This is a genomic window from Paenactinomyces guangxiensis, from assembly GCF_016055185.1.
Classification (GTDB): domain Bacteria; phylum Bacillota; class Bacilli; order Thermoactinomycetales; family Thermoactinomycetaceae; genus Paenactinomyces; species Paenactinomyces guangxiensis.
Window position 1 is genome coordinate 12,405 of record NZ_JAECVR010000027.1, and the last position, 26,523, is coordinate 38,927.

Annotated in this window: 22 protein-coding genes; 17 read left to right on the forward strand and 5 right to left on the reverse strand. The window is 47.3% G+C overall.

The window, feature by feature from the left end; translation table 11 throughout:
- Positions 1 to 32: 32 nt before the first annotated feature.
- The 9 genes from I8U27_RS18225 to I8U27_RS18265 all read left to right on the forward strand — a co-directional run bounded on the left by I8U27_RS18225 (position 33) and on the right by I8U27_RS18265 (position 12,773).
- Positions 33 to 1,595: a chitinase gene (locus tag I8U27_RS18225; protein ID WP_181754558.1), complete on the forward strand. Its 1,563-nt coding sequence runs from the start codon at positions 33 to 35 to the stop codon at positions 1,593 to 1,595.
- Between the two features lie 509 nt (positions 1,596 to 2,104).
- A complete protein-coding gene (gene tig, locus I8U27_RS18230; RefSeq protein WP_181754560.1) occupies positions 2,105 to 3,397 on the forward strand; it encodes a trigger factor in 1,293 nt (430 codons plus the stop codon).
- A gap of 84 nt (positions 3,398 to 3,481) precedes the next feature.
- Positions 3,482 to 4,078, forward strand: coding sequence for an ATP-dependent Clp endopeptidase proteolytic subunit ClpP (gene clpP, locus I8U27_RS18235; protein WP_181754562.1), 597 nt, complete (start codon positions 3,482 to 3,484; stop codon positions 4,076 to 4,078).
- A 5-nt stretch (positions 4,079 to 4,083) separates the two neighbouring features.
- Entirely contained in the window at positions 4,084 to 5,346 is a 1,263-nt protein-coding gene (gene clpX / locus I8U27_RS18240; RefSeq protein ID WP_181754564.1) for an ATP-dependent protease ATP-binding subunit ClpX, read from the forward strand.
- A gap of 155 nt (positions 5,347 to 5,501) precedes the next feature.
- Positions 5,502 to 6,644, forward strand: coding sequence for a lipid II:glycine glycyltransferase FemX (locus tag I8U27_RS18245; protein ID WP_181754567.1), 1,143 nt, complete (start codon positions 5,502 to 5,504; stop codon positions 6,642 to 6,644).
- 125 nt (positions 6,645 to 6,769) lie between these two features.
- The gene (lonB, locus tag I8U27_RS18250) at positions 6,770 to 8,446 is read left to right on the forward strand and encodes an ATP-dependent protease LonB (RefSeq protein WP_181754569.1); all 1,677 of its coding nucleotides are present in this window, start codon (positions 6,770 to 6,772) and stop codon (positions 8,444 to 8,446) included.
- A gap of 175 nt (positions 8,447 to 8,621) precedes the next feature.
- Entirely contained in the window at positions 8,622 to 10,964 is a 2,343-nt protein-coding gene (gene lon, locus I8U27_RS18255) for an endopeptidase La (RefSeq protein WP_181754572.1), read from the forward strand.
- Positions 10,945 to 11,547, forward strand: a complete 603-nt coding sequence (gene yihA / locus I8U27_RS18260) for a ribosome biogenesis GTP-binding protein YihA/YsxC (protein ID WP_181754574.1) — start codon at positions 10,945 to 10,947, stop codon at positions 11,545 to 11,547. The genes lon and yihA overlap by 20 nt, the downstream gene beginning before the upstream one ends.
- Before the next feature lie 122 nt (positions 11,548 to 11,669).
- Positions 11,670 to 12,773: a D-alanine--D-alanine ligase gene (locus I8U27_RS18265; RefSeq protein WP_181754575.1), complete on the forward strand. Its 1,104-nt coding sequence runs from the start codon at positions 11,670 to 11,672 to the stop codon at positions 12,771 to 12,773.
- Positions 12,774 to 13,232: 459 nt separating this feature from the next.
- Here the strand turns inward: I8U27_RS18265 and map are convergent, their stop codons facing one another.
- The 5 genes from map to I8U27_RS18290 form a co-directional block, all read right to left on the reverse strand.
- Complete coding sequence (gene map, locus I8U27_RS18270; protein WP_181754578.1) at positions 13,233 to 13,988, reverse strand: type I methionyl aminopeptidase; 756 nt, start codon at positions 13,986 to 13,988, stop codon at positions 13,233 to 13,235.
- Between the two features lie 55 nt (positions 13,989 to 14,043).
- Positions 14,044 to 14,508, reverse strand: a complete 465-nt coding sequence (locus tag I8U27_RS18275; protein WP_181754580.1) for a hypothetical protein — start codon at positions 14,506 to 14,508, stop codon at positions 14,044 to 14,046.
- Positions 14,509 to 14,641: 133 nt separating this feature from the next.
- Entirely contained in the window at positions 14,642 to 15,481 is an 840-nt protein-coding gene (locus I8U27_RS18280; RefSeq protein WP_309506183.1) for an ABC transporter permease, read from the reverse strand.
- On the reverse strand, positions 15,478 to 16,248 hold the full coding sequence (locus I8U27_RS18285) for an ABC transporter ATP-binding protein (RefSeq protein ID WP_181754582.1): 771 nt from the start codon (positions 16,246 to 16,248) through the stop codon (positions 15,478 to 15,480). The genes I8U27_RS18280 and I8U27_RS18285 overlap by 4 nt, the downstream gene beginning before the upstream one ends.
- Positions 16,249 to 16,261: 13 nt before the next feature.
- A complete protein-coding gene (locus I8U27_RS18290) occupies positions 16,262 to 17,287 on the reverse strand; it encodes an ABC transporter substrate-binding protein (RefSeq protein WP_232345639.1) in 1,026 nt (341 codons plus the stop codon).
- Positions 17,288 to 17,480: 193 nt separating this feature from the next.
- On the opposite strand from I8U27_RS18290, the gene hemA reads away from it, so the two are divergent.
- The 8 genes from hemA (at position 17,481) to hemL (ending at position 26,361) form a co-directional block, all read left to right on the forward strand.
- Positions 17,481 to 18,839: a glutamyl-tRNA reductase gene (hemA, locus tag I8U27_RS18295; protein WP_181754584.1), complete on the forward strand. Its 1,359-nt coding sequence runs from the start codon at positions 17,481 to 17,483 to the stop codon at positions 18,837 to 18,839.
- Positions 18,840 to 18,858: 19 nt separating this feature from the next.
- Positions 18,859 to 19,674 (forward strand): cytochrome C assembly family protein, encoded by an 816-nt coding sequence (locus I8U27_RS18300; RefSeq protein ID WP_181754586.1) that lies wholly within the window; start codon positions 18,859 to 18,861, stop codon positions 19,672 to 19,674.
- A gap of 22 nt (positions 19,675 to 19,696) precedes the next feature.
- Positions 19,697 to 20,392: a precorrin-2 dehydrogenase/sirohydrochlorin ferrochelatase family protein gene (locus I8U27_RS18305; protein ID WP_181754588.1), complete on the forward strand. Its 696-nt coding sequence runs from the start codon at positions 19,697 to 19,699 to the stop codon at positions 20,390 to 20,392.
- Positions 20,358 to 21,284, forward strand: a complete 927-nt coding sequence (gene hemC / locus I8U27_RS18310; protein WP_181754589.1) for a hydroxymethylbilane synthase — start codon at positions 20,358 to 20,360, stop codon at positions 21,282 to 21,284. Before I8U27_RS18305 ends, hemC begins: the two co-directional genes overlap by 35 nt.
- Complete coding sequence (gene cobA / locus I8U27_RS18315; RefSeq protein ID WP_181754590.1) at positions 21,281 to 22,804, forward strand: uroporphyrinogen-III C-methyltransferase; 1,524 nt, start codon at positions 21,281 to 21,283, stop codon at positions 22,802 to 22,804. Before hemC ends, cobA begins: the two co-directional genes overlap by 4 nt.
- 25 nt (positions 22,805 to 22,829) lie before the next feature.
- Positions 22,830 to 23,807: a porphobilinogen synthase gene (hemB, locus tag I8U27_RS18320; protein ID WP_181754591.1), complete on the forward strand. Its 978-nt coding sequence runs from the start codon at positions 22,830 to 22,832 to the stop codon at positions 23,805 to 23,807.
- Between the two features lie 3 nt (positions 23,808 to 23,810).
- Positions 23,811 to 24,869, forward strand: coding sequence for a siroheme decarboxylase subunit alpha (gene ahbA, locus I8U27_RS18325; RefSeq protein ID WP_181754592.1), 1,059 nt, complete (start codon positions 23,811 to 23,813; stop codon positions 24,867 to 24,869).
- A 199-nt stretch (positions 24,870 to 25,068) separates the two neighbouring features.
- Entirely contained in the window at positions 25,069 to 26,361 is a 1,293-nt protein-coding gene (gene hemL / locus I8U27_RS18330) for a glutamate-1-semialdehyde 2,1-aminomutase (protein ID WP_181754593.1), read from the forward strand.
- The last annotated feature ends 162 nt before the right edge of the window (positions 26,362 to 26,523 follow it).

Below are 26,523 nucleotides of genomic sequence, written 5' to 3' on the forward strand. Positions count from 1 at the left end.
CATTAACCAATTCATGATGGGAAGTGAAAAATATGTGGGTGACAAGGACAAGCTTTACAAAAAGATCTTTATCTAAAAACGCGTTTGCCATTGTTGTTATCGTGGCCCTTCTGGCCAGTCTTATTCCCGCAGGGGCTTTTGCTGCTGGCGCGTGGGAGCCTAATGTTGCTTATGCTGAGGGAGATATAGTCACATATGCGGGAAGTACGTATAAGTGCCTTCAATCACACACTTCTCTCCCTGGATGGGAGCCTCCGAATGTTCCGGCTTTATGGTCATTGCAATCTCCGGGGGGAGGTGGAGAAGAGGATACCCAGCCCCCGAGTGCCCCGGCCAACTTAACTGCACCTGTGAAAACGGATACAAGCGTCAGCCTGTCCTGGACAGCTTCAACTGACAATGTTGGTGTAAGCGGATACAACATTTACAAAGGTTCCGAACTGGCAGGAACGGCAACAGGCACTTCGTTTACGGTTACCGGTTTAACTCCAAACACCTTGTATGCCTTTACAGTAAAGGCGAAAGATGCAGCAGGAAATGTATCAGCAGCAAGCAATGAAGTGACGGTAACCACCAACCCTTCTGCAGGAGGTGGCGGGGGGAATGGGAATAAACTACTTATCGGTTACTGGCATAACTTTGACAATGGGTCTGCAAACATTCGTCTTCGGGATGTTTCCGCCAAATTTGATGTCATAAACGTTGCCTTTGCCGAGCCGACTGGGAGAGCGCCGGGGGAAGTCGGGTTTACACCGTATAATGCTACACCCGAAGAATTCAAATCAGATATCGCTTATCTGAACAGCATCGGGAAAAAGGTGGTTATCTCGCTGGGGGGCGCCAACGGGCATCTTCAGCTGAACGATCACACATCAAAAGAAAACTTTATTAACTCCATGTCGAATCTGATCCAAACATACGGCTTCAATGGTATTGACATTGATCTTGAAGGAGGTTCTTTATCATTAGCGGGCGGGGATACTGACTTCAGAAATCCGAAAACCCCGGCTATTGTAAACTTGATCTCAGCAGTCAGGACACTTTGTGACCGGTTTGGCTCCGATTTTGTATTGTCAATGGCTCCCGAAACAGCATATGTTCAAGGGGGCTATACTGCATACGGTGGTCCTTGGGGTGCTTATCTGCCGGTAATCTACGGACTTCGGGACAAACTGACATATGTGCATGTCCAGCACTACAATTCAGGGGCGATGACAGCTCTTGATGGTCGCAGTTATGCACAGGGAACGGCTGATTTTCAAGTTGCCATGGCGGAAATGTTATTGTACGGGTTTCCTGTCGCCAATAATACAAATAATCAGTTTCCGGCATTGAGAGAAGATCAGGTTGCAATCGGTCTTCCGTCAACACAATCAGCCGCACCCTCAGGAGGCTATACTTCTCCGTCGGAGATCCAAAAAGCGTTGAATTATCTGGTAAAAGGAACCTCTTACGGTGGTGCTTACAAGCTCCGGAATCCGGGCGGATATGCAGGATTTAGAGGTGTGATGACCTGGTCCATCAACTGGGATGCCGCTTCTGGTTACAATTTCTCCACAAATGTACGTAATGTACTTGATTCTTTAAGCCCGTAACATGAGTGCGGCAGAGAAATATTCTGCCGCCTCTTTTCTGTTTTTTAGTAAATATCCTTTTATGGTGTGCTGGTGAACAATAATGAACTTCCCATACTTACGCTGTGTTCCATTTCTCCCATCACCTACGCTGATCGCTTAGTGGTGAGGGACTTCCAGTGCAAATCAGTTAAAAATATATCATTGAAAAAACTTTACATCTAGAGTCAAGATATATTAGAATATATTAAGTTTAATAGAGATAATGTTTGGCAAGTTAGTGTCTTATACATAATGCATTGTTGCATCCCCGGTGATTCACCTTTTACAACCATTCCGAATACGCTAAGGCGATTGGACTTTCGCTTAAACCCTCATGGGTTTTTTTGGCTTTATTGGCTGATTTCTTAAGAAATGTTGTTTATTGCAATATGGTGTTCCTGTGTTATAATGAAGAGGTTGCAATAGTTACGGCAATTTGATGGGCTGATCATTCCATATGATTAGAGTTTGCAGGAGGTAACATATAGATGAAGGCTAGCTGGGAAAAGACAGAGAAAAACCAAGGCACATTGACAGTTGAAACAGATGAGGAAACTGTAGCAAAAGCGTTGGATCAAGCGTTTAAAAAAGTAGTTAAAAAGGTGAACGTCCCCGGTTTCCGTAAAGGAAAGGTACCCCGCCGCATCTTTGAACAGCGCTTTGGCGTGGAGGCCCTTTACCAGGATGCTCTTGATATTATGCTTCCGGAAGCCTACCAGGCTGCTGTGGAAGAGACAGGGATTGAGCCGGTAGATCGTCCGGAAATTGACATTGAACAATTGGAAAAAGGAAAATCTCTGATCTTTAAGGCAACGGTTACGGTAAAGCCGGAAGTCACCCTTGGTGAGTATAAAGGTCTGGAAGTTCCGGAAAAAGACTTTTCCGTCAGCCAGGAAGATGTTGATGCGGAACTCAGCAAAATGCAAAAACAACAAGGTCAATTGGAGTCGGTAGAAGATGGCGAGGTGGAAAAAGGAGACCGTGTCATCATCGACTTTGAAGGCTTTATCGACGGAAATCCGTTTGAAGGCGGCAAAGCTGAACAATACAATCTGGAAGTCGGATCAGGTTCCTTCATTCCGGGCTTTGAAGATCAATTGGTCGGCATGAAGCCCGGTGAAGAGAAAGATGTGGAAGTCACCTTCCCGGAAGATTACCACGTTAAAGAACTGGCAGGAAAGCCGGCTACATTCAAAGTAAAACTGCATGAGATCAAACGGGTTAACCTCCCTGAACTGGATGACGAGTTTGCCCAGGACGTCAGCGAGTTTGACACTCTTGCCGAGTTAAAAGAGGATATCGAGAAAAAGCTGCGGGAAAAAGCGGAAAAAGATAAAGAAAACTATATCAGAAACCAGTTGGTTGAATTGGCTGCGGAAAATTCCGAAGTTGAGATTCCTGCAGTTATGATTGACCACGAAGTGGAGCATATGCTGCGCCAGTTTGAACAGCAATTGTCCTATCAGGGACTTAACCTTGAACTTTATGCCCAATTCACCGGCCAGGACCAAGAGGCATTAAAAGAACAATTTAGAGCAGATGCCGAGAAGAAAGTACGTGCCAACCTCGTTTTGGAAGGAATCGCCAAAGCAGAAAATGTAGAAGTGACAGAAGAGGAAATTAACCAGGAAATCAAGCAAATGGCTGAACAAATGAATCGTGATGAGGAAGAGGTTCGCCGTCTCCTGGAAGCCCAGGGTGCTCTGAAATCTGTAAAAGAACAACTCATTACGAAGAAAACGATTGATTTACTTGTATTGAGCAGTAAAAATGCGGCATAATGGATATAGGGAGATAAAAAAACGAGGCACGTGACCAACGTGCCTTGTTTTTAAAATAGCCAACTCCGAAACGAGGTGTTTCATATGCCTTTAGTGCCAATGGTTGTGGAGCAGTCGAACCGTGGGGAGCGCGCCTATGACATATACTCCCGACTATTGAAAGACCGGATTATCTTTATTGGCAGTCCGATCGACGACAACGTAGCCAATCTCGTAGTAGCCCAATTGCTGTTTCTTGATGCGGAAGATCCAGAGAAAGATGTTAACATGTACATAAACTCTCCCGGCGGATCTGTGACGGCAGGGATGGCCATTTTTGATACCATGCAATTTATCAAAGCAGATGTCTCCACGATTTGCGTGGGGTTGGCCGCCAGTATGGGAGCTTTTCTGTTGGCAGCCGGAAAAAAAGGAAAGCGTTATGCGCTGCCAAACAGTGAGGTTATGATTCACCAGCCTCTCGGTGGAGCCAGAGGCCAAGCTTCAGACATAAAAATTCACGCAGATTGGATTTTACGTACGAAAGAGCAGATCAATAAGATCTTAGCAGAACGAACGGGTCAACCGATTGAAAAAATCGCCCGCGATACAGATCGTGACTTTTTCATGGGTGCGGGAGAAGCCAAGGAATACGGCTTGATTGATGAGGTTATCACCCGTACTGACACTAGAAAGGGGTGATTGATATGTTCAAATTCAATGAAGAAAAAGGGCAGCTCAAGTGTTCTTTCTGTGGCAAATCCCAAGACCAAGTACGCAAGTTAGTTGCTGGTCCTGGTGTATATATTTGTGACGAATGCATTGAATTATGCAATGAGATTGTCGAAGAAGAGCTTGGCAGTGATGAGGAGATTGATCTCAAAAATCTACCGAAACCACAAGAGATCTGTGATATTCTCAACCAGTATGTCATCGGTCAGGACCATGCGAAGAAGTCCCTGTCTGTAGCTGTGTATAATCACTACAAACGGATTAACACTTCGCAAAAGACGGATGACGTTGAATTGCAGAAAAGCAATATCATGATGGTGGGGCCAACGGGGAGCGGGAAAACTTTGCTCGCTCAAACCCTTGCCAAGATCCTGAACGTCCCGTTTGCCATTGCAGACGCCACTTCACTCACTGAAGCAGGCTATGTGGGTGAAGATGTTGAAAATATCCTGCTCAAACTGATTCAAGCGTCAGATTATGATGTGGAAAAAGCAGAGCGGGGAATCATCTACATTGACGAGATTGATAAAGTAGCCCGCAAGTCTGAAAACCCATCGATTACACGTGACGTTTCCGGTGAAGGGGTTCAACAGGCACTGCTGAAAATTCTGGAAGGCACCGTTGCAAGCGTACCTCCCCAGGGCGGGCGAAAACATCCTCATCAGGAGTTTATTCAAATTGACACCAGCAACATTTTGTTCATTTGTGGCGGTGCATTTGACGGGCTTGAGCAAATCATCAAACGCCGGATCGGTAAAAAAGTAATCGGTTTTGGCATGGAAGGGCAAAACGTCAATATGAAACCGGGAGAATACCTGAAGCTGGTCTTGCCTGAAGACTTGCTGAAGTATGGCTTGATCCCTGAGTTTGTCGGACGCCTTCCCGTTATCTCCACACTGGAGCCACTGGATGAAAAAGCATTGGTCCAGATCCTGACAGAGCCAAAAAACGCTCTGGTCAAGCAGTACAGTAAACTGCTTGAAATGGATAATGTGGAGCTCAAGTTTGAAAAAGAAGCTCTTGAAGCGATTGCTGCCGAAGCGATCAAACGGAAGACTGGAGCTCGTGGCCTGCGTGCCATTATTGAATCCATCATGTTGGATGTCATGTTTGAATTGCCGTCCAGGGATGATGTAACCAAGTGTATCGTAACGAAAGAGACGGTATTGCACAATATCACACCGAAATTAACCACTCGTGAAGGCCGAGTGATCAATAAAAAAGAAGAAAGTGCTTAACATTTCTGCGTTGAAGCATCCGCTTATACAGGCGGATGCTTTTTTAATCAGCATTACTTATGATAAAATGAAGGAGTTTAGATTGTTCGTGGCAGGAAGCAGTTCTACGGGACGGGAGTAGAGCTGCTTTTTCGATAACAGCAAGAGGTGAGTGCATGAGCATGCTAACAGTATCATTGATTGAGCGAGAGGACTATTTAAATTTTGTGGAAACACAATCCTATAGGAACTTTCTGCAATATCCCTCCTGGGCCGATTTAAAAGGAGAGTGGAAATGGTCCAGTGAATTTCTTGGCTGGATTACTTCTGACGGAACATTGGTAGGCGGGGCTGTTGTCTTATATCGAAAAGTGCCCGGATTAAATAAGTTTTTGGCATACATACCAAGAGGACCGATCATTGACTGGTTCTCAGAAATTGAGTTATCGGACTGGTTCCAACCCCTGTTTCATCATTTAAAACAACGTCATGTATTTAGTGTAAAGATCGATCCGCCTTTAGTGAGCAAAACCTGGTCAGCGCAAAGAATCTCACAAAATATCAAGGATTTTCAATCTCATGGTTTAAAAAATAAAAAATTAACAGATATTCTTCCAGACCGAATTTTCAATGATGTTGAATATATTCAACAGGAGCTTGCCGAGATGGGCTGGAGAAAAAATACGGGTAAAGACAGTTTTGATACAGTCCAACCGCAATATGTTTTCCGTTTGAATATGAACGCGAAATCGTTGGAGCAAATCTTTTCTGAATTTGATCCCCAGTGGCAGCAGCAGATCAGCCGGGCGGAACAGGAAGGGGTGGAAATTCAGATTGGAACGGAACAAGATCTCCCCGATTTCCATCGGCTGCTCGTTTATACCGGACAACGGGAACAGACCCAGGTCCGTGATTTGTCCTACTTTGAGAAAATGTTTGAATCGTTGATATATGAAGATCCTCACCGACTGCGTCTCTATCTTGCCAAACAAGGCGAAGAGCTTCTCAGTTCGGCGATAGCCATTCGGGTGAACGGACATACGTGGGATCTCTACAGTGCGAAAAAAAGTGATAAACCGGACGATCCCTCCGTGTTTCTTCTGCGCTGGAAAATGATTCAGGATTCATACCATCAAGGAGACCGGATTTATGATTTTCGCGGGATCAGTACAACATTAAATGAGGATGATCCGCTCTTTGAATTACTACAATTTAAAATGGGATTTAATGGAGACGCTTGTGAATTAATGGGTGAGTGGGACTACCCGGTCATTCCGATGTTGCACTGGGCATTTGATTTGTATATGAAAAAAAGATAACAGGCTTGGTTCCCACTCCAGCCAGAGGGGATAAAACCATGAGTATCCCTTTCCGCTTGCGGTCATAATACTTGTAAAGAAAATGGTTTGCGACCGTGTAAAGGTTGGAAAGGAATGGACCCAAGATGAACTGGACAGTTTTACTGATGTTTTTACAGGTTTTCTTCTCCATTGTTATCGGTCTTTATTTTTGGAACTTGCTCAGAAACCAGCAAACCAACCGCAGTGCGGTAGACAAAGAGTCCCGGAAGGAACTTGAGAAGTTAAACAGAATGAGAAGAATCTCATTGACGGAGCCTTTGGCGGAAAAAACCCGCCCTTCCAAATTGGAGGACATTGTAGGGCAAGAAGAGGGAATTCGGGCTTTAAAAGCGGCTTTATGTGGTCCAAATCCCCAGCATGTCATCATTTACGGTCCACCGGGTGTAGGTAAGACGGCAGCAGCCCGTGTCGTTCTGGAAGAAGCGAAGAAAAGCGGGAAATCTCCATTTAACCAACACTCCCGATTTATTGAGATTGATGCCACTACAGCTCGTTTTGATGAACGGGGTATTGCTGACCCGCTGATTGGTTCTGTTCATGATCCGATCTACCAGGGAGCCGGAGCGATGGGAATGGCGGGAATCCCACAGCCAAAACCGGGGGCAGTTACCAAAGCCCATGGGGGGATTCTCTTTATTGATGAAATTGGGGAGTTACATCCGATTCAGATGAATAAATTGCTGAAGGTATTGGAAGATCGAAAAGTATTTTTGGAAAGTGCTTATTACAGCTCTGAAGACACCAATACACCCAGCCATATTCACGATATTTTTCAAAATGGCTTACCTGCAGATTTTCGCTTAATTGGTGCAACCACACGAACTTCGGAAGATATTCCTCCGGCCATTCGCTCGCGGTGTATGGAGATCTTTTTCCGCCCTCTGCTCACAAACGAGATCGAAAAAATTGCTGTTCAAGCTTTGGAACGTATCAAGTTTGGCTATCATCCGGAGGCTGTGGCAGTCATCCAAAAATATGCCACCAATGGGCGTGATGCGGTGAATATCGTGCAAACAGCTGTCGGTCTGGCGATGACAGAGGGGCGGAATATCATTGAAGCTGCGGACGTTGAATGGGTTGTTCACAGCAGTCAACTGCCCCCCCGGCCGGAGAAAAAGATGCCTTCAATCCCGCAAGTTGGACTGGCAATGGGTCTGGCTGTCTATGGGCCCAACCTCGGGATGGTATTGGAAATCGAGGTCTCCGCAACTCCCGCTTCTCCGGGAAAGGGAACCATTCAAATCACAGGCGTGGTTGAAGAAGAAGAGATGGGTGGCAGACAGCGGACCTTGCGCCGCAAAAGCATGGCGCGGGGCTCGGTTGAAAATGTGATCACCGTCTTGCGTAAAACGGATGTCCAACCTGATGATTACCATCTTCATATCAATTTTCCAGGCGGAATACCATTGGATGGCCCCTCGGCAGGCATTACCATGGCAACAGCTATTTATTCGGCGATCAAAGGGATTCCGGTAGATCATCTGCTCGCCATGACCGGGGAACTGAGTATTCATGGCCATGTCAAACCGGTCGGAGGTGTGATTGCCAAAGTGGAAGCAGCTAAACATGCCGGAGCTACCCGGGTGATTATACCGGCTGAGAATATGCAGTCCATTTTTAAACAGATAGAAGGTGTTGAGATCATTCCTGTGGATCGGATTGAAACTGTGCTCAAGCTGGCATTTGAACCAACCGAAGAGCCAAAAGAAGCGGTTTCTGCCACTCCGGCAGTCTGGTCTCCTACATCGGCCCCGATTTAAGTTAAAATAAGAACAGAGAGACAAGAGTGGGCCGGTCGAATTGATGCAGTCGGTACCCCGCTACAGGGCTGGGGGATACCGACGTTTCCATGTCATAGACAAAAGAAAGCGAATAGGATAAAATCGTACAAAGCTGCAACCAGTTCCTTCGCTTGAGAGCAACGGAGGTGCATATATGGCTGTAAAAGAAGAGGAACGTACATTGCCTTTACTGCCATTACGTGGAGAACTTGTCTATCCGGGAATGGTATTACATTTAAATGTAGGGCGGGAAAAATCAGTTCAGGCCTTGGAAAAGGCAATGATGGACAATAATCTTATCCTTTTGGCCACTCAACGGGAAATCCAGATTGAAGAACCTTCACAAGATGATATTTTCCCGGTGGGAACCATTGCATCCGTTCGACAACTGCTAAAGTTGCCAAACGGGACTCTGCGGGTGCTTGTTGAAGGGGTCAAAAGGGCTCGGATCCTCAGGTTTTTGCCAACAGAGGATTTTTATGAAGTCAGTCTGATGGAATTGTTGGAAGAAGATCACGCTGGTATAGATACTGAGGCACTGATGCGTGCTGTATTGGACCATTTTGAGCAATACTTACGTTTATCCAAAAAATTATCAGCTGAAACCTATTCAGCAGTTGCCGATATTGAAGAACCCGGCCGTCTCGCTGATGTGATCGCTTCCCATCTTCCGCTAAAAATTTCGGACAAACAAGCCATTCTGGAAATTACTGACGTAAAACAAAGACTGGAAAAGCTGCTTGATATTCTGCACAATGAAAAAGAAGTGCTCGAACTGGAAAAGAAAATCAGTTCACGGGTTAAAAAGCAAATGGAGAAGACCCAAAAAGAGTATTATCTTCGCGAGCAGATGAAAGCGATCCAGAAAGAACTGGGAGAGAAAGAAGGACGTTCAGGTGAAGTAGAGGAATTGCGTGAGCAACTGGAAAAGCTTGCAGCGCCTGATGCGGTGAAAGAAAAAATTGAAAAGGAAATTGAACGCCTTGAGAAAATCCCCACCACTTCCGCAGAAGGAGGGGTGGTGCGAACCTATATTGAATGGTTGTTGGAACTGCCCTGGCAAAAAGAGACCGTAGATGACCTGAGTTTAGACAAGGCCGAGAAAATACTTGACGAAGATCACTATGGTCTGGAAAAAGCGAAAGAGCGTGTTTTGGAATACCTGGCGGTACAGCAGATGGTAAAAAAACTGAAAGGGCCCATTCTTTGTCTCGTTGGACCGCCCGGGGTCGGAAAAACATCGTTGGCCCGTTCCGTTGCCCGGGCTCTGAACAGGAAGTTTGTGCGTATCTCTTTGGGTGGAGTTCGCGATGAAGCGGAAATTCGCGGGCACCGTCGTACCTATGTTGGAGCTCTGCCCGGCCGGATTATTCAGGGGATGAAAACAGCCGGAAGTTCCAACCCTGTTTTCCTGCTGGATGAAATTGATAAAATGTCGATGGATTTCCGGGGCGATCCTGCGTCTGCCCTGTTGGAAGTCCTGGATCCGAATCAGAACTCAACTTTTAGCGATCACTATATTGAGATTCCTTATGATCTGTCCAAGGTGATGTTTATTACCACAGCCAATGCGGTGCATAATATCCCGCGCCCGCTGTTGGACCGGATGGAAGTTATTTATATATCAGGTTATACAGAGCTTGAAAAGGAAAAGATCGCAAAAGCCTACCTGTTGCCGAAACAACTGAAAGAACATGGTCTGAGCAAAGAGAACATGCAAATTCAGTCGGAGGCAGTTTTGAAGCTGATTCGCAACTATACCCGTGAAGCCGGGGTCAGAAACTTGGAACGGACCATTGGAACATTATGCCGGAAAGCGACCAAACTGCTTGTGTCAGGCAAGAAAAAACGGGTCGTGTTTACCGCGCGCAATATTGAACAATACCTGGGTCCGGAAAGATACCGATACGGCAGAGCCGAAGAAAAAGACCAGGTAGGAGTGGCGACAGGGCTTGCCTGGACCGAAGCCGGCGGTGATACCTTGTCCATTGAAGTATCCCTGCTTCCGGGAAAAGGGAAATTAACCCTGACCGGACAATTGGGTGAAGTAATGAAAGAGTCGGCTCAAGCTGCGTTCAGTTTTATCCGCTCCCGCGCCCGCGAGTTGAATATTGACCCTGAGTTCCATGAGAAAAACGATATTCATATCCACGTTCCGGAAGGAGCCATCCCCAAAGACGGCCCATCAGCGGGGATTACGATGGCGACCGCACTTGTCTCTGCCTTGAGTGGAATCCCTGTTTCGCGCAAGGTGGCAATGACTGGTGAAATTACGCTCAGAGGCCGGGTTCTTCCGATCGGCGGGCTGAAAGAAAAATCTCTCAGTGCTCATCGCGCCGGCATTAAGCATGTTTTGCTGCCGAAAGACAATGAAAAAGATCTGGAAGATATACCTAAGAGTATTCGTAAAGAACTAACTTTTACTCCTGTCAGTGAAATGGATGAAGTGCTGAAGCTGGCACTTGTGAGGGATCCTTATGAACGTGACGAAAGCTGAGTACATCATCAGCGCTGTGAAACCCGCACAATACCCGGATGACGCCCTGCCGGAAATTGCTCTGGCCGGGCGTTCCAATGTCGGCAAGTCTTCACTCATTAACTGTTTGATTCGCAGAAAAAATCTGGCACGTACCAGTTCTAAACCGGGGAAGACACAAACAATTAACTTTTATCGCATCAATGACCTGCTATACTTCGCCGATGTTCCCGGTTACGGCTTTGCCAGAGTCCCCAAAAGTGTGCAGGCAGCCTGGGGGAAGATGATGGAAACCTACCTGACCCGGCGGGAAACGTTGAAAGCGGTGATTCAGGTGGTGGATGTTCGCCACCCGCCAACTGCCGATGACCGGAACATGTATCTTTTTTTAAAGCATTATCAAATCCCTGTAATTGTTGTGGCAACCAAAGCTGATAAAATTTCCAAGGGAAAATGGCAAAAACATCTAAAAGGAACCAGGGAAGGACTGGAGCTTCAAAAGGGAGATCCTTTGCTCCTGTTTTCTGCCGAGACTGCCTATGGGAAAGATAACCTCTGGCGGGAGATTGAAAATCGGATTGGCCTGGAAGATAATCAAGTATGAGAATTCTTCCTATAAAAGGGTTTGTATCATGCCCAATCCATGTAACTCCTTCGGATGATGGATGGAACAAATGTACAGATAGAAGAATAGGCTTATATAAGCACGGGAAAGGATGGGAGAGGATGGGAAAGAAACTGCGTGTGGCTGTTCTGTTCGGGGGGAAATCCGGGGAACATGATGTCTCTCTGTCGTCTGCCGCTTCTGTGATTCAGTCGATGGACCCGGAAAAGTATGAAGTGATTCCCATGGGTATTACCAGAGAAGGAAATTGGAAATTAGGGCAAGAATCCCTCCCTATGATTGAGGGAAATATGGAATCAAAGCAACTGGATCAGTTACAAAGCCAGCTGCCGGTGGTGTCGGGTGGAAGCAGCAAAGGAAACCTGCCATCCCTGCAGTCAGATGAGGTAGATGTTGTTTTTCCGGTTCTGCACGGAACTTACGGAGAAGACGGAACGATTCAGGGATTATTGGAAATTGCCAACTTGCCTTATGTAGGTGCAGGAGTGTTGGCATCTTCGGTAGGAATGGATAAAGTGATTTGCAAAAAAATCTTTGCCCAGGAAGGCCTGGCCCAGGGAAAATATACACATTTCCTCAATAAGCAAGTCAAGCAACAGTTGGAACAAGTTCTTGATTCCATTGAAAAACAGTTCGGCTATCCCTGCTTTGTTAAACCGGCCAACCTTGGGTCTAGTGTGGGCATCTCTAAAGCCCGCAACCGGGAAGAATTGATCGGCGCCCTTGAGCTGGCGGGAAAATATGACCGGAAGATTATTGTAGAAGAGTTTATCTCTGCCCATGAAGTTGAAGTGGCTGTGTTGGGAAATGATGAACCGCAAGCATCCGTACCGGGAGAGATCGTTTCTTCCAACGAATTTTACGACTACAAAGCCAAATACATCGATGGCAAATCAGTGATGCGCATCCCGGCGGATCTCCCCCGGGATACAGCAGAGGCAGTCCGTTCCATGGCAGTCAAAGCCTATAAAGCGATTGATTGCAGCGGCCTTGCCCGAGTTGATTTCTTTATCCGCAAAGACAACGGTCAGATTTTGATCAACGAAATCAACACAATGCCCGGTTTTACCCCCTTCAGTATGTACGCCAAACTGTGGGAGCATTCTGGACTCAGCTATTCCGAACTGGTATCCAAACTGATTGATTTAGCCATTGACCGCCATCAGGAGAAAGAGAAGCTGACCACTTCCTTGGAAGTTGAATAAATTTTAATGAAAGCCGAGTCGATGAAAAGACTCGGTTTATTTATAATATATTGTATTTTTTCAGTTGTTAGGTTGGTTTTATGATGATATGATTATTTAATATTAAAAATACTTATGATTAATTACGGTTGTATGCGCTTGTTAGTTGCCGGTTTGGAAAGAAGGTTTGCGAATGATTAAACATTTAAAGTCCGTAAACGGGTCTTTATGGGCGGGAACTGTTTTTCTTGGTATTTTGGTCATACTGGCGATTGGCCCCAGATAAGCCGACAGATGGGAAGATTCTTGATTTTCATTATACTGGTATACATATGAAGGTGACAACGGCTCCGGCGCAACCGGATAAGGATTATTGGTTTGGCAGGGATCGTTTAGGGCGTGATTTGTTGACCCTTCTCTTGCATGGTTTGAAGTACATGGAAAAAGAGAGCCCCGGTCTATAAAGGCTCTCTTTTTCTTTCACGATCCCTCCTGCTCTGTTAAAATCAACGGTTCCTCCGCTGTGATGGCAACTGTATGTTCATACTGCGCGGACCAGCTGCCATCCACCGTTTTGGCTGTCCAGCCGTCCGGTTCAATTTTTACATGATGGTTGCCGAGGTTAAGCATGGGTTCAATTGTAATCACCATGCCTTCCCTTAGCAGCGGCCCGCGTCCGGGAGGGCCAAAATGGGGTACTTCGGGAGGTTCGTGGATTCTGCGTCCGATTCCGTGCCCGATAAAGGGGCGGACCACGGACAGACCGCGGGATTCAGCATAGGTTTGAATCGCATGGGAAATATCACCGATGCGGTTACCCGCTTTGGCCCGGGCGATCCCTTGATATAAAGAAGCTTTGGTAATATCGAGCAGTTTTTGTACCTCGGGGGATATTTTACCGACCGGGTAGGACCAGGCAGAATCGGCCAGCCATCCATCCAGATTGACCACCATGTCCACTGTGACGATGTCTCCTTCGTTTAAAGGGGTTTTACGTGGAAACCCGTGGCAGACTTCATCGTTGACGGAGGCACAGGTGGCGTAAGGGTAGCCCATGTATCCCTTTTGTTCAGGAGTGGCTCCGTGTTTTTCCAGATACTCTTCAACCCACTGATCAATTTCCAGGGTGCTGATACCCGGGCGAATGATCCGGGCGAGGTGCCGGTGGCAGGAGGCCAGAAGTTGGCCCGCCTGTCGTATCTTTTCAATTTCATCAGTTGATTTTATGGATATCATTTATGTCTCCCCAAAAAAATGGATTACTCTTCTAACCGTTTGCAACGCGACCCGTTCATTTCTTCAGCAAAAAGATGACACCCAGTACGACTACAAAAACCGGCCAGATCATGTGCAGGATGTTGGCAACAGGGGCGATAAAGGGCAACTCCTGAATTCCCGGCCAGGCAAAAACGCCGGTTAAAACAAGGACACCCCCGATTAATGCGCTCAGATTATTTTTGTTGATTGCAAATTGCAAGAGAAATGCCACTCCCAGCATGCCAATCAAGACACTCCAGTGAATCTCTTCGATATTTCGATGAATCCATACCGATAAACCAAGGGAGCCCAAAATTCCACCTAATAAAGCAAGCTGTGCGTTAGCTTTTACAAAAGCAAAAAAAATGAGAAATGCTCCGGCGAAAAAGAGAAGAAAAGGCCATGTAATAAAAGAACTGAGAGGAGCCAGCCCCGTTTTTAAAATCATTAGTAGAATGCCGCCAAGTATGAGAAAAAAACCAACGATTTTTTTATGCATGATTAAGCGACTCTCCTTGACCCGAGTAGATTTTACCTTCTCATCTTACCATATTCTTCATAGAAGTTGAGTTTCAGGTTTCAATGGAGAAAGGATTTCTCTCTTCTTCTCCGGATTGGCCACCGCTGCGAAATCATGTTTCGTAACGGTGGCGCAACAGGCGATGCTCCAGCCAGGCGATAACCTGATACATCACGGTTGCGATCAGTGCCACAATGACCAGACTCAGCATGACCAGATTAAGGTTGAACACTTGAAAACCATAAATGATCAAATAGCCTAACCCCGCTTTGGATACCAAAAATTCCCCGACGATTACCCCGACCCAGGACAAACCTACATTCACTTTCAGAGCGGCGATCATATCAGGGATACACGCGGGAAAGATAATGGTACGAAAGATTTGCCATCGGGTTGCCCCGAAAGAGCGTGCGAGGATCAGATAGCTGTTGTCTACGCTTTGAAAGCTGGTGTGGACGACCAGTGCCGTAATAATGATTGTGATCGCAATGGCCATGGCCAGGACCGAGCCAAATCCGGCGCCCATGGTGACGATGAAAAAGGGGCCCAACGCTACTTTGGGCATACTGTTTAATACGACAAGATAGGGGTCCAGCACGCGGGAAAGAAAGGGGGATGCCCAAATGAGAGTGGCAATGCTGATTCCGGAGGCTGTACCTAAAAGGAATCCTGCGATGGTTTCAAGGGCTGTTGTTTTGATGTGATAAAACAATTCACCGGAGACGGCTAACTGCATGGCCTGTTGTAAGATAAGGCTTGGACTGCTAAACAGAAACGGATCTAACCAGCCTTCCCCGGTCAACCACTCCCAACTATAGATAAAGCCTGCCAGCAGACTGATCCGGGCCAGCCACACAAGAAGCTGTCGGATGCGCAGTTTCCGTAAAAAAGCAGCGTGTGTCTCACTGGTTGCCCCTCTTTCCAGCCATTGGCTTAATGGAAAACGGTTCACGGCCTTTCCACCTCCCGCCAAAGTTCTTCAAATAACGGACGAAATTCGCGGTGGCCACGGGCTTTCATCGGGGAAAGGGCACGTATTTCATCAGGGATGCGGAGTATTCGTCTGATCTGGCCGGGCCTGCCACCCATGACCATGATGCGATCCCCCATGGCAATCGCTTCCTCCAGGTCGTGCGTAACCAGAACGGCTGTCTTTTTGTGTTCTTGCAGCACCTGAATGATCAGTTCTTCCAAATAAAGTTTATTTTGGATATCCAGCGCGGAAAGAGGTTCATCTAATAATAAGATATCGGGTTGCACAGCAAGTGTGCGCACCAGTGCAACCCGTTGGCGCATACCTCCCGATAATTGTGCGGGAAAATGTTTGAGTACATGGCTTAAACCAATTTGTTTCAATAAGTAGCGGGCATGCGCAATTTTTTCACGGGTTGCCTGATGTTGGATTTCTAAACCGAGAATTAAATTTTGTTCCACCGTCCGCCATTCCAATAACCCGTCTTTTTGCAACATATAACCTGTTCGTGAAGAAGGCCCGTTGATCTCTTGCCCATATAAGAGTATCTTCCCGTGAGTGGGCGGGAAGATGCCGGCGATCAGAGAGAGCAGGGTGCTTTTCCCACAACCGCTCGGGCCGACAAGAACAACAAATTCTCCCGGGGCCACATTGAAGGAGACGGATTTGACTGCCGTGACCTCTTCCTTTTTTGTCGCGAAGGTGTGGGTAAGATTGATGACCTGGATGGCTGATGGGGAAGTCATGGGGATCACCTCTTTATTTTTTCGCCCCCGCCTCTTTGATCACTTCCTGGCTGATCCTGTTATCGACCAGTTGTTCATAGGGGACTTTTTTGGGTAATTCACCAGCCTGTTCCATAATGTCAAGAAGATGATTATACTCTTTTTCATCGATGACCGGATCTGTTGCAAAAGAGCCTTGGCTTTTATAGCGCTCGATGACGCGCCGTAAAATGCTTTCGTCACTTTCCGGGAAATGTTGTTTCATCACATCGGCAACCTCTTCTACGGAATGGGTTTCCACCCATTTTTGCCCTTTATAAACAGCACGGGTAAAACGTTTGATCAGATCCGGGTGTTTGTCAAAAAAGCTTTTCTTGGTCTGATAACAGGTGTAAGGAACGAGACCGCTGTTTTTGCCGAAAGATGCCACCACGTAACCTTTTCCTTCCTGTTCTAATTTTGAAGCCATCGGCTCAAACAGTTGGGCGAAATCGCCCGTCCCGGATGCAAATGCAGTTGGCAGATTTTTATAATCGACATTTTGAATAATTTCGACATCTTTACGTGGTTCGATCCCGTTTACTCTCTGTACATATTCGCTGACCATTTGCGGCATACCGCCACGACGTTGTCCGAGCAGTTTTTTCCCTTTAATCATGCTCCATGTAAATGAAGAAATGGGTTTGCGGGAAACGAGAAAAGTTCCATCTGTTTGTGTCAGTTGGGCAAACGCGACAATCGATTGGCGGGAAGATCGCGATGTTACGTATATTCCCGCTTCGGCACCGACCAAAACGATGTCAGACTGATTGGACACCAGTGTCGTCATCGTTTTATCGCCACCATTCCCATTCGTCAATTCAATATCTAATCCTTCTTCTTTAAAGAATCCTTTGCTCATAGCCACATATTGAGGTGCGTAAAAGAGGGAATGAGTCACTTCAACAAGCCGTATTTTATTTATTCCGTCCGCTTGTTTTTCCGGACCCGTACAGGCGATCAAAACGGAGAAGAGACTGAGAGCCATCACCAGCCCGATCATTCGGGCACGCCTTTTCAATGGATACCACCTCTTTCCAATGGGCTACTTTTATTATATAATATGGCCTTCAAAATGTGTTCACAGGTGAAGCTTGGGAATGGTTTACCCTGTGATATAATGAGAAATGATTATAAATAAAGAACTGTATACCAGAATAGCCTATGATTTTATTATTTTTTTCGGCTAATCTGGAGTTCGGGGTGAAAGTCACATGCATATTCTCATCGTTGGATTTAACCATAAAACTGCTCCGGTGGAACTTCGGGAAAAGCTGTCATTTTCCACTGACCGTCTTCAGATGGCCTTGAGAAATTTGCGGGATATGAAGAGTATTCTTGAGTGTGTCATTGTGAGTACCTGTAACCGCATGGAACTGTATGTGGTGTGTGATCAATTGCATACAGGAGAATATTACAGCAAATCTTTCCTGGAAAGCTGGTTTCGCATCCCGAAAGAGGAGTTTACCGACTATCTGTATGTGAAGCAGAACCAGGAAGCGGTCCGGCACCTGTTTACAGTGGTTTGCGGCTTGGATTCGCTGGTTCTGGGGGAAACACAGATTTTGGGGCAAGTGAAGAGTGCATTTTTGACTGCCCAATCCGCAGGGACAACCGGAACGATTTTCAATATGTTGTTCAGACAAGCTGTCACTCTTGGAAAGCGTGTTCATTCCGAGACGGAAATCGGGCAAAACGCGGTTTCCGTCAGCTATGCCGCTGTGGAACTCGGCAAGCAGATGTTTGATACCTTTGCTGATAAAACAGTGATGCTCATCGGTGCCGGAAAGATGAGTGAGTTGACGGCTAAACATTTTTATTCTACGGGTGCGACACGTGTTCTGGTGTTAAACCGTACTTTTGCCAGAGCGGAAGAAGTGGCGGCCAGATTTAAAGGAGAAGCCCGTCCCTGGGAAGAACTCGGGAAATGCTTGCAGGAAGCGGATATTGTTGTCAGCTCAACCGGGTCCAGCCGCCCGATTCTTACACCTGAGTTGGTGGAGCCGGTGTTGCGGTATCGCCGCTCTCCGCTGTTTTTGATTGATATCGCTGTGCCGCGCGATATTGATCCTGCCGTTCACCAATTAGATCAGGTATTCCTCTATGATATTGATGATTTGCATGGCATTGTGGACGCCAACATGAGCCTGCGCGAGCAAGAGGCAGAAAAGGTGCGGGTCTGGATTGGGGAAGAAACGGATGAATTCGGGGAGTGGTTGAATACCCTGGGTGTGGTTCCCCTCATCTCCGCGCTCCGTGACAAAGCGCTTGGCGTTCAGGAAGAGACGATGGCACGAATTGAACGGAAGCTGCCCGACTTAACGGAGCAGCAAAAACGTGTCCTGCGAAAGCAGACCAAAAGTATTGTCAACCAGCTCTTGCGTGACCCGATTGTCCGTATCAAAGAGTTGGCGGCAAGTTCAGGTAAAGAAGAAGCACTTGACATGTTTGTTCATCTGTTTGCTCTTGAAGGACAGATAAAAGCCAAAGAACAAGAAAAAGAAAAACAAGAGGTATCTGTAGACATGAAGCAGCCAGCGTTTGTGAGTGGTAAAGCTTTTATCCGCTCATAAGCGAAGGGGGACCGGAGAAGTGTTCGCTGAGCGTTGGATATATGATTTTTTGATCTATATGTATGCGTTGAGTTTAGTTTTTGCTTTTGCCGATCTGGTACATCCCAATAAACGTTCGGAGAGAATCTCCTATATCTTTTTGATTTTGGTTTGGATCTTGCAGACAACCGTATTTGTTTTGCGGTCTTTTGAGTTTTTTCCGGTAGTCACCCGCTTTGATTCCCTTTTTTTGTATTCGTGGGTGCTTGTTTCGTTTACGCTCATCATGAACCGTCTCTATCGTATGGCTATTTTTGTTTTTATCGCCAATATGATTAGTTTTACGGTGTTGGCGATCAACCTGTTTTTTGCCCTCGATGTACCCCCGGTAGTAGAAAAGCTGTTGCTGTCTGAATTGGTATTTGTTCACGTGACAATGGCGATTATGTCTTATGCTGCTTTTTCTTTGTCCAGTATTTGTGCCGTCTTATATTTGTTTAATAATTATCTCTTGAAGCGGAAGAAATGGAACCGTTTTTTAAGGAGATTACCCAGTCTGGACCGGTTACAAGCCTTCTCTAACTGGTTGGTGACGGTGGGGATTCTGCTTCTCTTGATTGCCATGATTCTGGGAGTGATCTATGCGTACCAGACCATTGGCCCGTCTTTCTGGACCGATCCGAAAATTTGGGGTTCGCTCTGGGTTCTTATCGCGTACGGACTTGTGCTTTACCAATGGGCGGTTCGCAGCTGGCATGGCCGGCGTCTGGCCTGGTGGAACGCACTGTCCGTTTTTGCCCTTGTACTCAATAGCTTCATCTCCGATTGGAGGCTATCCTTTCACCACTGGATTTAGTCAAAAGGAGCAGTAGAAAAACATGAATCAGCATTATGCGATGATGATAGATTTAACATCCCGGCGCTGCCTGGTCGTAGGAGGCGGTCCAGTGGCTGAAAGAAAAGCCTGTTCGCTCGTGGAAGCAGGGGCGAATGTGGTGGTAGTCAGCCTGACCGCCACCCCTCGTATAAAGCAGCTGGCTTTGATGGGTCAGGTGGAGTGGTTGAAGCGCACCTATCGTCAGGCAGATGGGGAACATTGTTTTCTGGTTATTGCGGCGACCAATGATAAACAGGTAAATCTGGCTGTTTACCGAGATGCCGTTGCCCGCGGCCAATGGATCAATGTGGTGGATCAACCTGCTCTGTGCAACTTTACTGTTCCGTCGACAGTGAAGCGCGGGAAGTTGCAGATTGCTATTTCTACTAGCGGTGTCAGCCCGGCTCTTGCCAAAAAGATTCGGCGGGAACTGGAGCAAAGCTATGGTGATGAATATTCTTTGTACCTTGATCTTATGCAAGAGGTGCGCGGATGGATTCAACAGGAAGTATCAGATGCCTCACTCCGCTATCAGTTGATGAAAGAATTAGTTTCAGATCGATGGATCGAGCAATGCCGCACAAATCCGGAAGGAGTAAGAGACTTGATGCTCCGGTGGATCAAGAAACAATTGTCAATCTATACGTGGGAAGGGGTCCATCATGAGACCATTGGTTGTTGGAACGAGAAAAAGTGAATTAGCTTTAACACAAACCAACTGGGTGGTAAACCGTCTGCAGGAAGTTTGCCCGGGGTTAGATGTGAGCCTGGAAAAAATCGTGACCAAAGGGGACCGTATTTTAAATGTTACCTTATCTAAAGTGGGCGGGAAGGGCCTGTTTGTTAAAGAAATCGAGCAGGCGCTTTTAGACGGACGGATTGATTTTGCCGTCCACAGCATGAAGGATATGCCTGCGGTCATGCCCAAAGGGCTGGTGATCGGGGCGATCCCGGTCCGCGAGAATCCGCATGACTGCTTAATTTCGCGGGATGGAAGCACTCTTTCCGATCTGCCGTCCGGTGCCGTTGTAGGGACAAGCAGCTTGCGCCGCCAGGCTCAAATTCTGGCATGCCGGCCCGATCTCACGGTTGAACCTGTGCGCGGAAATCTCGGAACTCGTATCTCAAAGATGAAAAACGGACAGTTTGACGCCATTATTCTTGCCGCAGCAGGCCTCTCACGCATGGATTGGCAAGAGAAGATCAACCAGGAGCTTTCGTTTGACCAAATGCTTCCTGCCGTGGGTCAGGGGGCTCTTGCCATTCAATGCCGTGAAGACGACCGGGAGTTGCTGGAGGCACTGCAAAAAATAAACCATGAAGAAACAGCGCGGGCAGTTCGGGCCGAACGCGCGTTTTTGCAATCTTTCCAGGGCGGGTGTCATTTACCGTTAGCGGGCTATGCCGCAGTGACCGGGGAGCGTGTGCGCTTAACCGGCCTCGTTGCCCAGCCGGATGGCAAGAAAATAATAAAAGCAACAATGGAAGGACAAGATGAGTGGGCATTGGGCAAGCAATTGGCAAACAAATTGGCCGATGAGGGAGCGGCAGAGTTACTGGCTACGGTGCGAGAGGGGTTAGTTGGATGAACGGTATGGTTTATTTAGTTGGAGCCGGACCCGGAGATCCGGGTCTGATCACAGTAAAAGGTTTGGAAGCGATCAAAAAAGCGGATGTGATTGTATACGACCGTTTAGCCAGTCCGCAGCTACTCAGATATGCACGTGAGGATGCGGAACTTATTTATGTCGGAAAATTGCCGGACCGGCACACGTTGAAGCAAGAGGAAATCAATGAGCTTTTGGCTGAGAAGGCGAAGGAAGGGAAGGTTGTTACCCGGCTTAAGGGCGGCGATCCTTTTATCTTTGGCCGGGGAGGCGAAGAGGCGGAACGTTGTGTGGATGAAGGAATCCCCTTTGAAGTGGTCCCAGGCATTACCTCGGCTGTTGCTGTCCCAGCTTATGCAGGGATTCCCGTTACTCACCGTGATTTTAATTCCTCGTTTGCCATTGTAACCGGACACGAGCGGCCTGATAAGACGGAATCCTCGATTCGCTGGGATCGTCTGGCTACAGCCACGGAAACATTGATTTTCTTGATGGGTGTCAGCAATCTTCCCTTTATCGTTGAACAGTTGGTCAACCACGGGCGGTCTAAAGAAACCCCGGTGGGACTGGTTCGCTGGGGAACCCGTGTCGAACAGGAAACATTGACGGGAACTCTTGAGAACATTGTACAAAAAGTACAGGAAACCGGTTTCCGCTCCCCGGCAATCATTATCGTGGGCGAGGTTGTGAGACTGCGGGAGAAGTTGTCCTGGTTTGAAAATAAACCGCTGTTTGGAAAAAGAGTACTGGTCACACGGGCCCGGAGCCAAAGCAGTGCACTGTCCGAAAAAATTCAAGCCCTGGGTGGTGAGCCGCTGGAGTTTCCGGTGATTCGTATCACCCGTCCGGAACGACAAGACTTATTGGATGCGTCACTTCAACAGCTTGGCAAATATGATTGGGTGATTTTTACCAGTGTCAATGGAGTTAAATATTTCTTCCTGCGGCTGGCCGAGTTGAAACTGGACATTCGCCTGATGAGTAAAGCAAGGATTGCTGCCATTGGCCCAAAAACCGGAGAGGCTTTAACCGATAAAGGTTTGCTTGTGGAAGTGCTGCCGGAGGAATACAAAGCGGAGGCACTCGCAGAAAGTTTGCGGCCCCTGGTAGAAGCAGGTCAGGAGATTCTGTTGCCGCGGGCCGACATCGCCCGTAAGGTGCTGGCAAAGGAATTAACGCAGATGGGGTGTAGGGTGACAGAAGTAGATGCGTATGATACCCGAATCGGCACTGAGGACGCAACCGAGGTGGTCAAACTGCTGGAGGAAGGGGCGATTCACGTGATCACTTTCACCAGTTCCTCCACGGTTCGCAACTTTGTAGAAGCGATTCGGACAGTGAAAACAGAAGTGAATCCTCTGCTCAAAAAGTCCCGGATCGTTTGTATCGGCCCAATTACAGCCCAAACTGCAACAGAGTTGGGTTTACAGGTTGATGCCGTGGCAGAATCCTATACGATCGACGGATTGGTTGAGGCAATTCAGCAAATGATTGCCAGTTAAAATGCGGAGGAGGTTTTCGTTCGTTATGCAATCTTTTATTCGTCATCGCCGTTTGCGTGCAAATGAACCAATTCGCCGTATGGTTCGTGAAAACCATTTGCATGTGGAGGATCTCATCTATCCGTTGTTTGTGGTGGAAGGGGAAGGAGTGAAAGAAGAAGTTTCCTCTATGCCCGGGGTTTATCATGTTTCCCTGGACCGCCTGAATGAAGAAGTGGAAGAAGTGATTCAGCTCGGCATTCCTTCCGTCATTCTCTTTGGCGTCCCTGCCGAAAAAGATGAATGTGGCAGTCAGGCAGACCACGAACAGGGCATTGTACAACAAGCGCTGCGCCAGTTGAAGAAGGCGTTTCCTTCTCTTTATCTGATTGCGGATACTTGTCTTTGCCAGTACACTTCCCACGGACACTGCGGGGTGGTTGAAGATGGAGAAATCCTCAACGATGTCTCACTCGGCCGTCTCACAGCAACCGCTGTCTCGCAGGCCCGTGCCGGAGCGGATATGATTGCCCCTTCCAATATGATGGACGGGTATGTATATGCGATTCGACGGGGCTTGGATGAAGCCGGTTTTCATCATATACCCATTCTTTCCTATGCAGTGAAATATGCGTCCGCTTTTTACGGGCCGTTCCGGGATGCCGCCCATTCCACGCCGCAATTTGGCGATCGCCGCACCTATCAGATGGACCCGGCCAATGCGCGTGAAGCGATGCGTGAAGCGGCTTCAGATGTGGCTGAAGGAGCGGATATGCTGATGGTGAAACCCGGACTGGCTTATCTGGATGTGATTTACCGGGTCAAAGAGCACTTTGATTTGCCTCTTGTGGCTTATAATGTGAGTGGTGAATACTCCATGGTGAAAGCGGCGGCCCGGAACGGTTGGATTGATGAACAGAAAGTGGTTATGGAAATGATAACCGGATTTAAGCGGGCAGGTGCTGATCTGATTTTAACTTATCACGCCAAGGATATTGCTCGTTGGCTTCAGGAAGGGAGATAAATAATGGCAGCCGAAACGATGGACGCTCTTGATAAAGAACTGTTAAATCTGTTGCAAGAGGGGATTGATTTGGTTCCCCGCCCCTTTCTCGCGCTGGCAGAAAAGCTGGGGACGGATGAGGAAACAGTGATGGAACGGGTTCGTAAACTGAAAAAAGATCCGATCCGCCAGATCTCTGCCATCTTCGACACGCGTACTCTCGGTTACAAGTCCAGCCTGGTTGCGGCAAAAATCCAGGAGGAGCGGCTGGACCAGGCAGCACAGGTGATTAACCGGCATCCGGGTGTAACCCATAACTACAAACGAAACCATGCTTACAACCTCTGGTTTACGATCGCAGTTCCGCCAAACAGCCGCATCGGGTTAGAAAAAACGGTGGAAATCCTGGGGGAATTGGCCGAAGTGGATGTGATCCGCCTGATGCCCACCTTAAAATTGTTTAAAATCGGCGTTCAGCTTGATATGACCGGAAAAGAAGATGGTACCAAGGCAAAGGCAAAGCCCAACTACAATGAAGAAGATCGCAAAAATGCCGATAAAGTAGTGACAGAGTTTGATATCGCTGTGATCCGTGAGTTGCAAAAAGACCTGCCGATTGAATCCCGTCCTTTTGATGGATGGGCGAAAAATATAGGCGTCACTGTTGATGAGCTGCTTGATGCGGGCAAAAACATGATTCAACGCAAACAGATGCGCCGTTTCTCCGCAGTGCTCAATCATCGTAAAGCCGGATTCCGTTACAACGGGATGGGTGTCTGGGCAGTCCCCGCTGACCAAACAGATAAAATCGGGCAGGAAATGGGTTCCTTTAAAGCGGTGAGCCACTGTTATCTGCGACCCACATATCCTGATTGGCCGTACAATATCTTTACCATGGTGCATGGACGTTCCATGGAAGAATGTGAAAATATCCTGCAAGCGATTGAAGATGAAACCGGGATTAAAGAACGGGTTACCCTTTATTCAACCAAAGAGTATAAAAAGACTCGCGTTTCCTATTTCACTCCCGAGATGGAAGAGTGGGAAGAGCAGATTATTCAGCAACTGGGACTTGATGCATAAACAGGGTCATAGAGAAACCAATATTCGCTTTGAACGGAACTTTACACGGGCACCCTCAAGGTGCTCTTTTTTTGCTTTTGTATCCTTCCTGTAAAGAAAACGTCTAACACTTCGTGTGAGATCCGTCGTGTTTTGAGTTACAATACTTGTGAGGAATGTGACCACCATACATAATTAATTCCAAAAAGGCAGTGATATCATGCACAAAGGTTATGAACGCTCCATCGCCAGTTACTCGGAAGCCGTAAAAGTGATTCCCGGCGGGGTGAACAGCCCTGTGCGCGCGTTTAAATCAGTGAAGATGAACCCTGTCTTTCTCGAACGCGGGTCCGGTTCCCGGGTCGTGGATGTGGATGGAAACGAATATATTGATTATATCTGTTCCTGGGGGCCGTTGATTTTGGGGCACGCCCATCCGTCTGTGGTGCAAGCGGTCAAAGAAACAGCTGAGAAGGGAACCAGCTTTGGAGCACCCACTGAACTGGAAACCAAAATGGCACAGCTGGTAACGGAAAGAATGCCCTCAGTGGACATTGTGCGCATGGTTAATTCAGGGACGGAAGCGACCATGAGTGCTCTGCGCCTCGCCCGTGCTTTTACGGGGCGTAATAAGATTCTCAAGTTTGAAGGAAGCTATCACGGACATTCGGACAGCCTTTTAATTAAGGCAGGATCAGGTGTTGCTACTTTAGGTTTGCCCGACAGCCCCGGCGTACCGGACAATACTGCCCAGCATACGTTAACCGTTCCTTATAACGATATGGAAAGTCTCAGGCTGGCATTTGATAAGTTTGGGGAGGAGATTGCTGCTGTCATCGTGGAGCCGGTAGCCGGCAATATGGGGGTAGTTCCGCCGCAACCCGGATTCCTGGAAGGATTGCGTGAGATTACGGAGAAATATGAAACTCTGCTCATCTTTGATGAGGTGATGACTGGTTTCCGGGTTGATTATTATTCCGCTCAGGGCAGATACAATATTACGCCGGATTTAACCACCATGGGAAAAGTGATTGGTGGCGGCTTACCTGTCGGCGCTTACGGCGGAAAAAGAGAAATCATGGAGATGATCGCCCCAACCGGGCCGGTCTATCAAGCAGGAACCTTATCCGGAAACCCATTGGCAATGGCGGCGGGATATGCGACATTATCAGCCATGACCCAAGAAGCTTATGAAGAGTTGGAGAGAAAAGGAAAACGCATTGAAGAAGGATTTAGAAAAAATGCGGAAGCAGCGGGGATTCCACATCATATCAATCGGGTTGGATCCATGGTTTGTCTCTTCTTCACCGGGGAGAAAGTGACCAGCTATACCCAGGCCAAACAGGCTGACACGGAACGGTTCGCAAACTATTTCCGCTCAATGTTAGAAGCAGGCATTTTGATCCCCCCTTCACAATTTGAGGGAATGTTTGTATCCATGGCCCATACCAATGAGGATATTGAACGGACTATCGAAGCCAACCGAGTGGCTTTGACGGCATTAAATCATTGATGGTTCGGCTTTTTCCAATTCTCAATGAACCTTTTTATAGGAAGAAAAGTCCTCTGTTTTTATGAGACTGATGCAGAACGATTACTAAATATGATCATTCTACAGTTTCTGGAATCAAAACGACTCATATGAAAAAATAAAGAAGCACTTCCTGATCATGCA

Bases quoted from the DNA above. Each gene is read 5' to 3' on its own strand.
- I8U27_RS18265 (WP_181754575.1), top strand. From the start codon at position 11,670: ATGGGAAAGAAACTGCGTGTGGCTGTTCTGTTCGGGGGGAAATCCGGG.
- map (WP_181754578.1), bottom strand. From the start codon at position 13,988: ATGATATCCATAAAATCAACTGATGAAATTGAAAAGATACGACAGGCG.
- clpP (WP_181754562.1), top strand. From the start codon at position 3,482: ATGCCTTTAGTGCCAATGGTTGTGGAGCAGTCGAACCGTGGGGAGCGC.
- hemB (WP_181754591.1), top strand. From the start codon at position 22,830: ATGCAATCTTTTATTCGTCATCGCCGTTTGCGTGCAAATGAACCAATT.
- I8U27_RS18245 (WP_181754567.1), top strand. From the start codon at position 5,502: ATGAGCATGCTAACAGTATCATTGATTGAGCGAGAGGACTATTTAAAT.
- I8U27_RS18305 (WP_181754588.1), top strand. From the start codon at position 19,697: ATGAATCAGCATTATGCGATGATGATAGATTTAACATCCCGGCGCTGC.
- I8U27_RS18225 (WP_181754558.1), top strand. From the start codon at position 33: ATGTGGGTGACAAGGACAAGCTTTACAAAAAGATCTTTATCTAAAAAC.
- yihA (WP_181754574.1), top strand. From the start codon at position 10,945: ATGAACGTGACGAAAGCTGAGTACATCATCAGCGCTGTGAAACCCGCA.
- lonB (WP_181754569.1), top strand. From the start codon at position 6,770: ATGAACTGGACAGTTTTACTGATGTTTTTACAGGTTTTCTTCTCCATT.
- cobA (WP_181754590.1), top strand. From the start codon at position 21,281: ATGAACGGTATGGTTTATTTAGTTGGAGCCGGACCCGGAGATCCGGGT.
- lon (WP_181754572.1), top strand. From the start codon at position 8,622: ATGGCTGTAAAAGAAGAGGAACGTACATTGCCTTTACTGCCATTACGT.
- hemL (WP_181754593.1), top strand. From the start codon at position 25,069: ATGCACAAAGGTTATGAACGCTCCATCGCCAGTTACTCGGAAGCCGTA.
- I8U27_RS18285 (WP_181754582.1), bottom strand. From the start codon at position 16,248: ATGACTTCCCCATCAGCCATCCAGGTCATCAATCTTACCCACACCTTC.
- ahbA (WP_181754592.1), top strand. From the start codon at position 23,811: ATGGCAGCCGAAACGATGGACGCTCTTGATAAAGAACTGTTAAATCTG.
- tig (WP_181754560.1), top strand. From the start codon at position 2,105: ATGAAGGCTAGCTGGGAAAAGACAGAGAAAAACCAAGGCACATTGACA.
- clpX (WP_181754564.1), top strand. From the start codon at position 4,084: ATGTTCAAATTCAATGAAGAAAAAGGGCAGCTCAAGTGTTCTTTCTGT.
- hemA (WP_181754584.1), top strand. From the start codon at position 17,481: ATGCATATTCTCATCGTTGGATTTAACCATAAAACTGCTCCGGTGGAA.
- hemC (WP_181754589.1), top strand. From the start codon at position 20,358: ATGAGACCATTGGTTGTTGGAACGAGAAAAAGTGAATTAGCTTTAACA.
- I8U27_RS18275 (WP_181754580.1), bottom strand. From the start codon at position 14,508: ATGCATAAAAAAATCGTTGGTTTTTTTCTCATACTTGGCGGCATTCTA.